This is a genomic window from Sphingobium sp. B8D3A (assembly GCF_025961995.1).
GTDB lineage: Bacteria > Pseudomonadota > Alphaproteobacteria > Sphingomonadales > Sphingomonadaceae > Sphingobium.
This window is the reverse complement of record NZ_JAOQOS010000001.1, coordinates 3,166,466-3,180,741: the sequence shown is the minus strand read 5'-3', so window position 1 is coordinate 3,180,741 and position 14,276 is coordinate 3,166,466. Positions and strand designations below refer to the sequence as shown.

12 protein-coding genes are annotated in these 14,276 nt (G+C 63.2%); 6 read left to right on the top strand and 6 right to left on the bottom strand.

The genetic code is table 11. The annotated features are described in order from the left end of the window. Nucleotides 1–26 precede the first annotated feature (26 nt). From M2342_RS14720 to M2342_RS14710, 3 genes are all read left to right on the top strand, one after another. Nucleotides 27–2,147, top strand: coding sequence for a M3 family metallopeptidase (locus M2342_RS14720; protein ID WP_264579632.1), 2,121 nt, complete (start codon nt 27–29; stop codon nt 2,145–2,147). Nucleotides 2,148–2,266: 119 nt separating this feature from the next. Beyond that, the gene (gntA, locus tag M2342_RS14715; protein WP_264573468.1) at nt 2,267–2,950 is read left to right on the top strand and encodes a guanitoxin biosynthesis heme-dependent pre-guanitoxin N-hydroxylase GntA; all 684 of its coding nucleotides are present in this window, start codon (nt 2,267–2,269) and stop codon (nt 2,948–2,950) included. Beyond that, complete coding sequence (locus M2342_RS14710) at nt 2,950–3,537, top strand: urea carboxylase-associated family protein (RefSeq protein WP_264579631.1); 588 nt, start codon at nt 2,950–2,952, stop codon at nt 3,535–3,537. Before gntA ends, M2342_RS14710 begins: the two co-directional genes overlap by 1 nt. A 185-nt stretch (nt 3,538–3,722) precedes the next feature. Here M2342_RS14710 and M2342_RS14705 read toward each other — a convergent pair whose 3' ends face one another. The 5 genes from M2342_RS14705 to M2342_RS14685 form a co-directional block, all read right to left on the bottom strand. Next, nucleotides 3,723–4,142, bottom strand: a complete 420-nt coding sequence (locus tag M2342_RS14705; protein WP_181560458.1) for a hypothetical protein — start codon at nt 4,140–4,142, stop codon at nt 3,723–3,725. A gap of 101 nt (nt 4,143–4,243) precedes the next feature. Then, nucleotides 4,244–4,366, bottom strand: a complete 123-nt coding sequence (locus M2342_RS14700; protein ID WP_264579630.1) for a DUF2474 domain-containing protein — start codon at nt 4,364–4,366, stop codon at nt 4,244–4,246. Further along, on the bottom strand, nt 4,363–5,361 hold the full coding sequence (gene cydB / locus M2342_RS14695) for a cytochrome d ubiquinol oxidase subunit II (protein WP_181560456.1): 999 nt from the start codon (nt 5,359–5,361) through the stop codon (nt 4,363–4,365). The genes M2342_RS14700 and cydB overlap by 4 nt, the downstream gene beginning before the upstream one ends. After that, nucleotides 5,358–6,812: a cytochrome ubiquinol oxidase subunit I gene (locus tag M2342_RS14690; protein WP_264579629.1), complete on the bottom strand. Its 1,455-nt coding sequence runs from the start codon at nt 6,810–6,812 to the stop codon at nt 5,358–5,360. Before M2342_RS14690 ends, cydB begins: the two co-directional genes overlap by 4 nt. 224 nt (nt 6,813–7,036) lie before the next feature. After that, a complete protein-coding gene (locus tag M2342_RS14685) occupies nt 7,037–9,547 on the bottom strand; it encodes a TonB-dependent receptor (protein WP_264579628.1) in 2,511 nt (836 codons plus the stop codon). Nucleotides 9,548–9,879: 332 nt separating this feature from the next. Between M2342_RS14685 and M2342_RS14680 the strand changes: the two genes are divergently transcribed. Together M2342_RS14680 and M2342_RS14675 are read left to right on the top strand one after the other, a co-directional pair. Next, nucleotides 9,880–10,884: a helix-turn-helix domain-containing protein gene (locus M2342_RS14680; protein WP_264579627.1), complete on the top strand. Its 1,005-nt coding sequence runs from the start codon at nt 9,880–9,882 to the stop codon at nt 10,882–10,884. Nucleotides 10,885–10,921: 37 nt separating this feature from the next. Next, a complete protein-coding gene (locus M2342_RS14675) occupies nt 10,922–11,839 on the top strand; it encodes a hypothetical protein (RefSeq protein ID WP_264579626.1) in 918 nt (305 codons plus the stop codon). 123 nt (nt 11,840–11,962) lie between these two features. Here the strand turns inward: M2342_RS14675 and M2342_RS14670 are convergent, their stop codons facing one another. Beyond that, complete coding sequence (locus M2342_RS14670; RefSeq protein ID WP_264579625.1) at nt 11,963–13,519, bottom strand: carboxylesterase/lipase family protein; 1,557 nt, start codon at nt 13,517–13,519, stop codon at nt 11,963–11,965. Between the two features lie 260 nt (nt 13,520–13,779). On the opposite strand from M2342_RS14670, the gene M2342_RS14665 reads away from it, so the two are divergent. Then, the gene (locus M2342_RS14665) at nt 13,780–14,244 is read left to right on the top strand and encodes a MarR family winged helix-turn-helix transcriptional regulator (RefSeq protein ID WP_264575125.1); all 465 of its coding nucleotides are present in this window, start codon (nt 13,780–13,782) and stop codon (nt 14,242–14,244) included. Nucleotides 14,245–14,276 lie beyond the last annotated feature (32 nt).

Sequence of the window (14,276 nt, the reverse complement as noted above, 5' to 3'; positions counted from 1 at the left end):
CCCCAAGGATTGAGGTTTTCCGACAAATGCCTTCAAAGCATGTTCTTGCCCCGTTGAGCGCCGTCGCGCTCGCGCTGTCCACGCCGCTCGCCGCCCAAAAAGCGGAGACCATCACCGCGCCATGGACCGGCCCCTATGGCGGCGTGCCCGCATGGGACAAGGTGGACCCGGCGGCATTCCCTGCCGCGTTCGAGGCGGTGATGGCCTCGGTGAAGGCGCAGTTCGAGGGTGTGCTGGCCAATAAGGCCGCCCCGACGTTCGACAATACGATCACCGCGCTTCAGAAGGAGACGCTGTCCGACCGGGTGATGCCGATCTGGGGCGTGTATGTCTCCAATCTCTCCAATGACGACATCCGCCGCATTCAGGGTGAGTGGAGCCCGAAGCTGAGCGCCTTCTTCAACGAACTGACGCTCGATCCGCGCTATTTCGCGCGGGTGAAGGTGCTCTACGACAAACGCGACACGCTGGGCCTTGATGCCAAGCAGATGCGGCTGCTGACCCGCACTTATGAGGATCTGGTCGCCAACGGCGCCATGCTGGATGCCGCGCAGAAGAAGGAACTGATCGGCATCGAGACCGCGCTGGCGCAGGAGTTCAGCAGCTTCCAGAACAAGGTGCTGGCCGATGAGGAGAAGTTCATCACCTTCACCAGCGAGGCCGATCTCGCGGGTTTGCCGGCCGACTTCGTGGCGACGATGAAGTCTGCGGCGCAGGACAAGGGCGTGGATGGCTGGCTGCTGATCAACACCCGCTCCTATGTGCAGCCCTTCCTGGAAAGCTCGACACGGCGCGACCTGCGCAAGAGCGTGTTCGAGGCGTTCGCCAATCGTGGCGACAATGGCGATGCCAATGACACCAATGCGACCATCGCGCGGATCGTGGCGCTGCGTGCCCAGCGGGCGAAGCTGCTCGGGTTCAAGACCCATGCCGAATACCGCATGCGCGACACCATGGCCCAGACGCCGGACAAGGCGATGGCCCTGATGATGAAGGTGTGGCCGGCGGCCGTCGCCCGCGTGCGTGAGGAAGTGGCGGACATGCAGGCGATCGCTGATGCGGAGGCAAAGGCCGGGCAGGGGCCGAAGATCACCATCGAGCCCTGGGACTATCGCTTCTACGCCGAGAAGGTCCGCAAGGCGAAGTACGACCTCGATCAGAATGAGGTGAAGCCCTATTTCCAGCTCGACAAGATGGTCTCGGCCATGTTCGACATGGCGAACCGCCTCTACGGCTTCACCTTCACCGAGAATACCGGCGCCGTGCCGGTCTTCCACCCCGATGTGCGGACCTTCGAGGTGACGCGCGGCGGCAAGGTCGTCGGGCTGTTCTACCTCGATACCTGGGCACGCAGCGGCAAGCGCTCCGGGGCGTGGATGACCACCTATAAGGGGCAGGATCATCTGAACGGCAACGAGTATGTGCTGGCCTCCAACAATAACAATTTCGCCAAGGGCAGCGCCGGGGCGCCGACGACGATCAGCCTCGACGATGCGACCACGCTGTTCCATGAGTTCGGCCACGCGCTGCATTATCTGAGCTATGACATCACCTGGCCGGGGCTGGGCACGACGCCGCGCGACTTCGTGGAATATCCGAGCCAGGTTCATGAGAATTGGGTGCTGACGCCCTATATTCTCGAGACCTATGCGCGCCATTTCCAGACCGGCGCGCCAATCCCCAAGGCTCTGGTCGACAAGATCAAGGCCAGCGACACCTTCAACCAGGGCTTTGCCACGGTCGAATATCTCTCCTCGGCCATCGTCGACATGAAGCTGCACAATCGCCCCGACGCGCCGACCGATATCGATGAGTTCGAGCGGGAGACGCTGGCGGAAATCGGTATGCCCAAGGAGATGATCATGCGGCACCGCCTGCCGCAGTTCAATCACCTGTTCTCATCCGATGCCTATTCGGCGGGCTATTACAGCTATCTGTGGTCCGAGACGATGGATGCGGACACCTGGGCCGCCTTCGAGGAGACCGGCAATGTCTGGGACCCGGCGCTGGCCGCGCGCTTCAACAAGGCGCTGCTCGCGACCGGCAACGAGACCGACCGGGCCGAAGCCTATCGGGCATTCCGCGGCCGCGACCCGGATGTGAATGCGCTGCTGCGCAAGCGTGGCTTCCCCGTTCCTGCGCAGTAATCCAGCCCTCCATCCGTGCCATTTGCTTTTTGTTAGTGCGGGGAACCCGCCTCGATTTGGAACGAATGCCCCGGGCAGGATTTCTGAATTAGACTGAGTAGATAGCGGATATAGGACGGATGCTGATTTCACAGGAGGAAGAAGCGCGGCTGCGCGCCTCTTTCGAGGCGTTTATCATGGACCGGAGTTTTCCGTGCGTGGGGGCCAAATCGGCCCTCTCGCGCGGGACGCTGAACATTCTCGTGGGCTGGTCCATCGACAGCGGCTGGGACGATTTGCGCCTGCACGGCGAATTGATGGCCTGGGCGCAATCCTATGCGAGCGATCCGGGGCTGTTCCGCAGCCTCGCGATCATTTTCGCGCATGCGGCGCCGCTGGATGAAAAGGCCTATGAGCAGGCGATGTGGGACCGCCTGCAATCGCTGGCCGACAAGGATGCGTGGCTTGGCCTGCCCTATGATGAGCGGGTGAGCCGCGATCCGGACGATCCCCATTTCTCGCTGAGCTTTGGCGGGGAAGCCTTTTTCGCAGTGGGTCTGCATCCGGCAGCGAGCCGCCCGGCGCGGCGTTTCGAGCGGCCGGTGATCGTGTTCAACCTGCACGATCAGTTCGAGCAGTTGCGTCAGGAAGGGCGCTACGAAAAGATCCGAGAGACGATCATCGCCCGCGATGTCGATCTTGCCGGTGAGGCCAATCCAATGCTTGCACGCCACGGCACGAGCAGCGAGGCCGCGCAGTATAGCGGGCGGCATGTCGGCGAGGACTGGAAATGCCCGTTCCATGACCCCCGCGAGGTCGCGTGATGGCAGAGCGTATTCCGCCCCGTTCGGGCGTGGCGTTCGAATTGCTTGCCGGCCAGTATCTGACCGTGATCGACCCGGAAGGGTGCCAGGTGGCGGACCTGCTGGCATATAATCGCGCCGACATTGGCGAGGTGCTCAGCAATGGACGCACGCTGGATTATGAGGAGACCATTCGGCTGACGACGGGCAACAGGCTGTGGTCGAACCGGTCCAATGTGCTGCTGACGATCGAGCAGGATACGGTCGGCTGCCATGATTTTCTGCTGACGCCGTGCAGCACCGATACCTTCCTGCATTTTTATCCGGACAAGCCGGTCGTTCCGGGTTGTTTCGGCAATCTAGCAGCGGCGTTGGCGCCTTATGGCATCACGGCCGATATGATCCCGGTTGCGTTCAATTGCTTCATGAATGTGCCGGTGGGGGCGGACGGCAAGATCAGCGTTCTGCCGCCGCTGAGCGCGGCGGGCGACCGGATTGTCCTCAAGGCGGAGATGGATCTGATCATCGGCCTGACGGCCTGCTCGGCATATGCCAGCAATGGCGGGAGCTTTCGGCCGATCGATTATATGGTGGAGGATCTGGTTTAGGGTCGCCGGGTTCCAGGCGTTGACTGCCCAGTCTCCCCTCCTCTGCAGAGGAGGGGTCGGGGGTGGTGGCGATGCGCGAGCATCGCAGGGCTGGCGAGTGTTCTCAAGTTTGTTGCACCACCCCAACCCCTCCTCTGAAGAGGAGGGGCCAAGGTTGCCCCGACGATCTCTGCCTCGATAAGCGCTTAGCGCAAACGCCGGTCGTTAGCCGTCACGGCGCTGTGATAAGGCGCCAGCATCTTGCCCGGCAGGGCCATCATGGCGACGGTCGTCGCGACATTGCGCTCCATCAGCCGCATCCAGTCGTGAGGCCAGAATGGCTGGCCCGAGGCGAGGCGCTGCATGTCGCGGGCGTTGGCCGCGCCGGTCTGGCGCAAGCGGCGGGCGCCGCGATCCTGCGCGCGGGCCGCCTTTCCGAAGGCGTCGGTCTTTTCCGTCACCATCAGGCTGAGCTCGCGGCCATCGGCGGTGAAGGGGGACTGCCATGCCGCCATGATGATGGGTGTGCGGGCGAGCAGGACATTGTGCGTGCTCACCATCGTTTCGGTCGCCCGAATGCAGGTCTGCGCGAAATCGAACCACATTGAAAAGGGGTTGGCAGTCATGGCGGTGCTCCTGTTGCAGGAGCATAATGAGCGAAAGGCGGATTGGCCCCCGGCGCGCCGGCTGATTATTATCATGCCGGCTAGTTAGGCGTGGCGGCGTGTCAGGCAATCCAGAGGCGCAGGACCCAGGCCACGACGCCCAGCACGCACACGCTCGCCAGCCAGATGCCTGCCATCCAGCCGAGGCGCTGCCACAGCGGTGCCTCTTCAGGGACGCGGGTCAATGATAGCCCTCATGGCCAACCTTGCCCCGGAAGACCCAATAGGACCAGCCGGTATAAGCGAGGATGAGCGGCAGGGTGATCGCGACGCCGACCAGCATGAAAATCTGGCTCTTCTCAGGCGCTGCCGCATCCCAGATGGTGATCTGATCCGGCACGACATAGGGCCAGATGGTGACGCCAAGACCGGCCATGCCAAGGAAGAACAGGGCCAGCGCCAGCAGGAAGGGCATCAGTTCGCGCCGCGTCTTGAGCGCGTAGAACAGCGCGCCGGCGACGATGGCGGTGAGCAGCGGCACCTGGCTGGCGAATAGGATGTTCGGCATTTCCAGCCAGCGGGCGCGATAATCGGACAGCAGCAGCAGATTATAGGCGCTCACCGCACCCATGAGCAGCAGCGTGGCGATCGCCGCCTTGAAGGCGAGCCGATAGGCATGCTCCTGCACCTCGCCTTCCAGCTTCCAGATCATCCAGCAGGCGCCAAGCAGGGCATAGCCCGCGACCACGCCGGCGCCGGTGAGCAGGGTATAGGGCGTCAGCCAGTCCCACCAACTGCCATCATAGGATCGCCCGGTGACGTCGATGCCCTGCAGCAGTGCGCCCAGGATCATGCCCTGCGCCAGCGCGGCGACCACCGAGCCGCCGAAGAAGCACATGTCCCACAAGGCGCGGTGGCCCGGATCGCGCCAGCGGAACTCGAAGGCGACGCCGCGAAAGACGAGCCCCAGCAGCATGGCGATGACCAGCGGGTAGGTGGCCGGCAGAATGATCGCATAAGCCAACGGGAAGGCGGCCATCAGGCCGCCGCCGCCGAGCACCAGCCAGGTCTCGTTGCCATCCCACACCGGCGCGACCGAATTCATCGCGCGATTGCGCCCGTGGCCGACCGTGATGGTGGGGAACAGGATGCCGATCCCCAGATCGAACCCGTCCATCACCACATAAGCGAAGACGGCAAAGGCGATGATGAACGCCCAGATGACCGTGAGATCGATCATGAGTCGGCCCTCCCCTGTACTGTCGGCTGAACTGGTGACGTCGACCTGGGGTCGCCTTGTGCAGGACCAGGTGTGATGCCGGCGGTCCGGATCGGACCGCGTTCGGTCTCCTCCACGCCCGTCTCGCCGGGGTGCGGCGGCATGTTCATGAGGCGCAGGATATACCAGGTGCCTGCGCCGAACACCGCGAAGTAAATGACGACGAAGGCCAGCAGCGAAGCGGCGACGGCCGGCGCGGCGAGCGGCGAGGCCGCATCGGCAGTGCGGAGCAGGCCATAGATCACATAAGGCTGGCGGCCGACTTCGGTCGTCACCCAGCCGGCGATGACGGCGACGAAGCCCGCCGGCCCCATGACCAGCGCGAAGCGGTGGAGCAGCGACCAGTCGTACAGGCCCTTGCGCCACCGCGCCAACAGGCTGGTCATGCCCAGCGCGAGCATGAGCATGCCCAGCCCGACCATGATGCGGAAGGACCAGAAGACGACGCCAACCGGCGGGCGCTCGTCAACGGGAATGGTCTTGAGGCCCTCAATCGGGGCGTGGATGTCGTGCTCGAGGATGAGGGAGGTCATGCCCGGAAGTTTCACGGCATAATCGACCCGCTCTTCCTTGGCGTTCGGCACGCCGAAGAGGATGAACGGCGCGCCATCCGGATAGCTCTCATAATGGCCCTCCATGGCGAGCACCTTGGGGCGCTGATGCTCCCAGCTGTTCAGCCCATGCATGTCGCCGACGAAAATCTGGATGGGCGCGACCAGCGCGATCATCCACATGGCCATGGAGAACATCTTGCGCGCATGGGCATTGGCGCGATCGCGCAGCAGATGCCAGGCGCCGACCGCGCCGACGACCAGCGCCGTGGTAAGATAGGCAGCGGTCACGGTGTGGACGAGGCGGTAGGGGAAGCTGGGATTGAAGATGATCGGCAGCCAGCTGTCACCCGGCAGGAACTGGCCGTTCGCGCCCATGATGTGGCCCTGCGGGGTCTGCATCCAGCTGTTGACCGAGAGAATCCAGAAGGCCGAGACGAAGGTGCCGATGGCGACCATCAACGTCGCGAAGAAATGCAGCTTCTTGCCGACGCGGTTCATGCCGAACAGCATGACGCCGAGGAAGCCTGCCTCCAGAAAGAAGGCAGTGAGGACTTCATAGGCCATGAGCGGCCCGATGACCGGTCCGGCAACATCCGAGAAGACCGACCAGTTTGTGCCGAACTGGTAGGACATGACGATGCCCGAGACGACGCCCATCGCAAAGACGATGGCGAAGATCTTCAGCCAGTAGCGGAACAGGTCGATGTAGACCGACTTGCCCGTCTTGAGCCACAGCCCTTCCAGAACGGCGAGATAGCTGGCCAGGCCGATCGAGAAGGCCGGGAAGATGAAGTGAAAGCTCACCGTGAAAGCGAACTGGATACGCGCCAGCAGGAGAGCGTCGGCCTCCGCGAACATAGCTTTTATCCCCAGTCAGTTACTGGTGCCGACAGCTCATGGCGTCGGTGGTGGCGCCTTAGCATCTGCGCCCGATCCTTAGAAGGGCCATCAGGGGATTTCGGCATGACGATGCCGAGAAGACACATGCAGAATATGCAACAAGTGTGTTTGGAAGCCAAAATGCAGAAGGGCTGCAACCCTGTGCCGGTCGCAGCCCTTCCTTTTTCGTTAGTAGCCCGCGATCAGAACTTCTTCTTCACGCTCACAGCCCATTCGCGCGGACGGCCGGGCTGGCCGTTGGAGTAGCCTTGGCTGCCGACGGTCTGATCATAGATGGTGAGCAGATAATATTCGTCGAACAGGTTGGTGACCTCGAACGAGACGTCCAGATCCTCATCCGCATTCCGCCAGGTCAACCGCGCATTCGCGACGCCATAGGCGTCGATGCGGTTGCTCGAGCGGTTGGCCGACACGGTGTAGACCTTGCTCTGATAAGAGCCGTCGACCCGCGGTGTGAGCGACCCGGCGGTGCCGAGATCGATCTTATACTGTACGCCGAGGCTCCACTTCCACTCTGGCGTGTAGGGCGCATAGTCGCCGAACTGCGGGCCGCTGAGATTGGTGGGGCCGCCGACCGATACGGTGGAGGTGCCGGCCGTGTAGGTGCCGAACTTCTTATATTCGAAATCGATGTAGCTCAGGGCGCCATCGATGCTCATGCCCTCGGTGGGACGCAGCGTGACTTCGACTTCGACGCCCTTGATGTCGGCATCGCCAGCGTTGACCGGCAGGGCGCATGGCGCGCCGAAGCCGGCGCCGGTAATAGCCGTGCAATTACCGAGCGAGAGCTGGATGTCCTTATATTTGCTGAGGAACGCAGCGACGTTGAAGCGCAGCATGCGGTCGAACAGGTCGGTCTTCAGGCCGATTTCATAAGCGTTCAGCGTCTCGGGACCGAAGGACAGGGCCTGCTGGACGAAGAAGGGCCGCGGGTTGACGCCACCGCCCTTGAAGCCGGTGGAGAACTGCGCATAGGCCATTACGTCGTTCGAGAAGGCATACTGGACGTTCGCGCGGTAATCGACGCGATTGCCGCTGTAGTTACCCACCGTTCCGTTGAGCGGCAGCACGCCGTTCGCCGTGACCGACGTGGGGTCCAGATAGGGCCGCTGGCGCACATAGGTGTAGGTCTTTGCCTCTTCCGTGTAGCGGATGCCGCCAGTCAGCGTCAGCGCGTCGACCGGGTTCCAGGAGATATGAGCGAACGCAGCCTTGCTATCCGCGTTGACAGGATCACTCTGCTGGAACTGCAGCGCCGAGGACCGCAGATCCTGGAAGGAGGTGTAGACCGACTTCTGATCGCTGTAATAGCCGCCCAGGGTGAAATCGATCTGGTCGTTGATCGACCCGTTCAGGCGCAGTTCCTGGCTGAAGAATCGGAAGGTCAGCGGGCCATAGCCGAGACTGTGGGCCAGCGGCGATACGTCGTTGTCGTTGCTGAAGTTCGACTCATATTCACGATAGGCCGTGATCGAGTTGATCTGCAGATTGGGCGCGATTTCCCAATCGATCTGTCCCGAAACGCCCCAGCCCTTGAAGCGAACCCGGCCATTGCCGCTGGATGCGCGATAGGGGCCATCTGCTGGCATGTCGTACGTTGCGTAGTTGCAATAGGGCCCGCACACGAAGCGCGTGTCATAAGGCACGACTGCAGCAAAAGGCTGGATATCTCGCGGCACCGCGCCTGAGGGCGGCGTGCCAGTGGTGTAGGGCGGGTTCGGCGCGAGCGGGAAGTTGGGGCTCGCAAGGCCGCCATTAGGGTACGTGCGCGCCAGCAGCACCGAACCGGCGGCCTGACGATCATCGTCGGTATAATCGCCGATGATGTTGATATCGATCGTCTCGGACGGACGCAGGCGTAATTGGCCACGCGCGGCGATGTAGTTCACTTCGCCTTCCTTTCCGAGCACGCAGTCCGCGCGACTGGTGCGGGCAGGAATCCCGCCGACAGGATTCATCAGGCTCCCGCCATTCAGCGGTGCGGTGGTCGGCAAGGTTGCCGTGCCGCCAGCGGGGTAGACGCAGCCATAGTCGAGACGGGTGACATAGCCCTCCTGCTTCTTGGCCACCCCAGCGAGGCGCATGTCGATACCCGGCGCGATGTTGAAATCGGCGCTGCCGCGCAGATCGATGCGGTTACGGCTACCGTAAGCGGCGGCAACATAACCGCTGTTCGTGCCTTCCGGCTTTTGCGAATAGAGCTTTACCGCGCCGCCGATGGAGTTGCGGCCGGCCAGCGTGCCCTGCGGGCCGCGCAGCACTTCGACGCGATCGAGGTCGAGCAGGTCAAGGATCGAGCCGGTCAGCGTGGCGTAATAGACGTCATCGACATAGAAGCCGACGCCAGGCTCAAGCGCGGGGTTGAAGTCGAACTGGCCGACACCGCGAATGTTAGCGCCCAGAGCAGGGCCATAAGCAGCGCCCTGTGGCTTCAGTGTCACAGAGGGGGCCTGGTTGGCGACCTGGCTGATATCGGTCTGGCTGCGTGCCTCCAGCATCGCCGAATTCACCGCGGTGATGGCGATAGGCGTATCCTGCAGATTTTGCTCGCGAAACTGCGCGGTGACGATGATATCGCCGTCGCTCGCGGCCTGCGTATTGCCCGCCTGCGGCGCGGCATCCTGAGCAAAAGCATTGGTCGACGAGATCAGCGCGATCGCGGACGACAAGAGCGCAAAACGGAACTTTCTCATGACATCTCCCCTGTGTGTAATTTATTTTGTCCTACTATAATTGGGATATCTAAGGATGCGAAGCGCAAAATCGGGACTGGCCGTTTCTTTCTTCCGACCGGTCGAGGGCCGTGATCAGGCAGACCGCCGCCAAATTACGGCAGGCAAAGGCATTTGCCTTCTCCAATGGTGCACCCGGACTTGTTTCATGATGCACGGGAGCAACAGTGGCCGCACTGTAAGCGGCTTGACTTGTATGCGGTCTCACGAAACAATCTCTCGCAAAGAGATAATGCGGGCGGCCGGTCCTAAGAAGGATGAGAGCGGCCCGGACATGAGGACGGGAGAGGGCAGTGGGCGCAGCGCGCAGAGTCTCGACTGAGGACATCCCGGACCGCGACCGGCTGGGGTTCTGGAATGCCGGCGCCGCGGCGATCGGCGGCGTCGAAGCCGACAGGATCGAGGACCACGCCTTTCAGGGCGTCGTCGTCCGCCGGGCGCTCGGCGATGCCAAGGTCTTTCGGCTCGACACGTCCCCGCATCGCGCGGCGTGGACGCGGCGCCTGATTGCCGCAGGCGAAGGCGATCCGCATGTCCGCATCTGGTTTCAGCACCGCGGCTCGACAATCGTCTCGACCCGCCATGGCGAACATATCGTGCGGGCCGGGCAATGGTCTGTGAGCGACGGGCGATATCCCTATGTGGCGACGCATCTGGAAGCCTCGCGCAAGCTGGCGTTGCAACTACCGCTCGGCCGGCTGGCGCGCCACGAGCAGGACGCAATCGCCCGGCTGCCCGGTGCGCTGCAGGTCGGCGGCGGCATCGCACGGATGCTGCAGGCCTGCCTGCACGGCGCGATTACCACGACTGCCGAGACGGACGACCGGCTCGATGCCGATCTTGGCGAGACGATGATCGATTTCATGCGCATGCTGCTGCACGAGCAGCGGCTGGGCAGCGACGTGGCACCGATGCGCGAACTTACCCAGGACCGCATCCGTGCTTTTGTGCGGCGGAACGTCGGCAATCCCGCTTTGTCCGTGGATATGATCGCCCAAGCGATGAAGTGCTCGAAGCGCTATGTGCACAAGGTCTTCAATGGCGACGAGACGATCAGCGAATATATCTGGGGAAAGCGGCTTGAAAGCTGCCGCGCCGCGCTCGCGTCGCCCAAGGCGGCGCAGACGACGCTGACGCAGATCGCCTTCGAGAACGGCTTTAGCAGTTCCGCGCATTTCAGCCGCGCCTTCCGGGAAAAATTCGGCACCGCGCCCAAGACGTACCGCGCGCAGATGCTGGATGCCGGTTCACGCACGGACAAAACGCGCGTGTCCACCCCGACAAGCGCGGGGGCGTGACGATGCTAGGCTGACAGCCGATCGAGTGGAGGATGCGATGCGGTTGGTTCTGGCGCGTGTGGGAGCATTGATGATGATGGCGATGTCGAGTGGCGCGGCGCAGGCCCAGGCTGGCTGCGACAAAGCCTGTCTTGAAGAGATTATGGGCCAATATCGTGCGGCCTATCTGGCCCATGATGTCTCGGCTGCGCCTTTTGCCGATCATGTGCGCTTCACGGAAAACAATATCGAGATGGCGTTTCCCGATGCGAGTTGGGATACTGTGACGGAGGAAGTCGGCACGGCGCTGACGCTCTCCGACCCGCAGACCGGGCAGGCCGCGGCGTTCATGGCCATCAACCAGAGCGAAATTCCCGGCTATCTCGCCGTCCGGCTGAAGATCGAGAACCGGAAGATTACCGAGGTCGAGCATATGCTCTCGACCAAGCGCAACCTGAGCTCGCCGCCGACGCCGTTTGCGGAGCCCAAGGATTTTGTGCGCCCCGCCGACCGTGCAACGCCGGTGCCTCAGGCGCGCCGCAACAGCCGTGAGGAATTGCTGAGCCTGGGCGATGGCTATTTCCAGACGCTGGAGAATAACATCGGCGAAATCCGCAACACGCGCTTTGCGCCCGATGCGATCCGCTACGAAAACGGCATGATCTTCGGCGACATCGAGAAGGATTTCCGACTGGGTCGCTATGCCTTCAACAATAAGGTCAGGCGGGTGCCGATCCTCGTCGATGAGGAGCGGGGCATTTCCTTGTTCCGCGGCTTCATCGATCACAAGGGCGTTCTGGCCGATTACACCCTGACCGACGGCACGCCGCGTCGATCCATCTTCCGTGAGCCGCATAGCTGGGCGCTGCTGGAAATGTTCAAGATCCAGGGCGGCATGATTACCGGGGTGGAAGCCACGTTCATCACGGCGCCCTATAATGCGACGTCGCCCTGGGGGCCGGGCAACGGGAAGTAGGCGCGGACCTAAGAGGCGTATCGAAGCATCGTTTCGAAGGGCCGACCCTTCGATACGCCGCTTCGACAAGCTCAGCGGCTACTCAGGACGAACGGAGGGAATGTCCTTGCGGTCCCCGCGTGCCTAGCCTTCCACCAGATCGCCCATGATCTCGCGCGCGAGCTGGCCTGCGTCGGGCTCCACGCGGCACGACTGGTCGAACAGCATCGTCGCGCGGGTGCTCCGCTCATAGGCCGGCCAGTGCGGCAATCCGCTCGCCTGATCATTGGGATCGCCATTGGTGGCAAAGGCGACCCAGGCGCTGCTCATCTTGGCCGCGAGCATGGCCGGGGCGTCGCCCTCGCCCAGCAGGGCACGGGCGGATTGCGGCGTGTTGAGGATGAACGGCGTCTCCATGGTGTGAAGGGCGCCCAGCTTACCGCCGAGCGCGGGGCTCTGATAATCGAGCCGGTACATGAAGGCGGGCGCGCCTTCCTTGCGCTCGGCCTGCGCGATGATCGGTGCCTGGATGGAATAGTCGCTGAACAACTGGAGGAAGAGCCGGCTCGGCGTGGCCTCGGGATAGGCCTGCCGGTAGCGGCTGAGGACTGTCCCAGTGCGGTCGCCGAGGACTGCCTGGGAGCGGGTCTCGAGGCCGGCCTCGTCCAGCGTGAAGGCGCCGGGATCATTGCCCCAGAAGAAGCTCATTTCCTGCGCATTGCAGCCGATGAGCATCGGGATGGCGTTGGTAAGCGGCGCCGCGCGGGGCGAGAAGGGGTGTCGCGGGAGCAACAGCGGATCGAGCACCGGGGCGAAACAGGGCAGATGCGCGAAGTTGCACGGCTTCAGCTCGTCCGCCACCTCATGATAGCCTGCAAGCAGGGTCTGCACGGGGAGGGTGAGCAGGCTTTGCCAGTCGTCGCGCGGGATGTTCAACCGGTGCAGCAGCCGGTCCGTCGCTGTCGCGGCATCCTCTCGCTCCATAAAGCGCAACGCCGGGCCGCTCTGCACGCCGGCACGGTGGATGAGGCCCTGTGCGGCGGGGCTGCTCATCAGGAAGCTGGTCTTCATTCCGCCGCCGGAGGTGCCGAACACCATGATGCGCGCCGGATCGCCGCCGAAATTCTCGATATTGTCGCGGATCCAGCCGAGCGCGGCGATAATGTCCTGCATTCCCGCATTGCCGGCATGCGTGAATTCGTCGCTCTCCGTCAGGCCGGCGAGGTGGGTGTAGCCAAAGGCGTTGAGACGATGGTTGAGGCTGACGAACACGACATCGCCGCGCGCTGCGAGCTTGCTGCCGTCCACCGCCGAGCCTGAGCCGCCATAGAAGAAGCCGCCATGCAGAGAGACCATCACCGGCCGCTTGCGGCCATCGCGCAACCCGCTGGTCCAGATGTTCAGGAACAGGCAGTCTTCCGATTCCGGGAGCGGCGGGGGTGGGGGTGGCGCATTGGCCGGGCGCGGCAGTTGCGCAAGGATGACATAGGGCGGGCCGGGCGGCGGATTGGGGTTGGATTGCGGCGCGCTGGCCCCGAACGCAAGCGCATCGGCAATGCCTGTCCAGGCCTCCGGCGCGACGGGCGGGCGGAAGCGCTCGGCCCGCGCATAGCGAATGCCGCGGAACGCCATGACATCGCCTTCGAGGCTGCCGCGCAGGCGCCCATATTGCGTGTCGGCAATCGGTTCGGATGATGTCATCGCAAAAGCCCTTGGCAGAATGATGGCGGGAGCGGTCGTCGCAGCAAAGACGGCTTTCAATGCCGTTCGTCTGCTGACGCCGGGGTGAGCGGGCATGGCAGGCTCCTCTGGTTCGCCTCATTCTAGGAAGTCCGGTCCGTTCGCAATTTGCGGACAGGGAACTCTTGTTCGTCTGCCGGTGAACTGGGCTGCCGAAGATGGCCGGCACGCGCGCATGAGGGTCGACAGGGCGCATCGCCCGCGCCAAGGCTGGAGCGGACATGAGCGAGGCGGCGGTGGAACGAACAGAGCAGCTGAAAGAAAGGGGCTTCCAGTTGGCCGGGCTGGAGCACACCTTCGGCTTTTTGCTCCATGCGGCCTGGCGCGATGCCTCGACTACGTTCAACCGCTTCTTCGCCGGCACGGACATGACGCCGAGCGCTTATTCCGTCCTCCTGCTGATCCACAGCAATCCCGGTTGCGCGCCCGGCGACCTCTCTGAGATCATGGGCATCACCTCCAACAATATGACGCGCCTTCTCGACGATCTGGTCAAGCGCGGCTTCGTGGCGCGTGAGGTGAGCGAGGCGGATCGTCGCGTGCGCCTGCTGCGGATGACGGCGGCGGGAACGGATTTTCTGGCCGAGCTGCGGCGTTGCCACGATGCTTATGAGGCGCATTTCGATGCGCGCATCGGGCAGGAGCGGATCGCCCAACTCTGCGAGCTTTTGCGCCGGTTCGGCTGACCGCCCGCTGCCGGACGCGGCGCAAGGCCGTT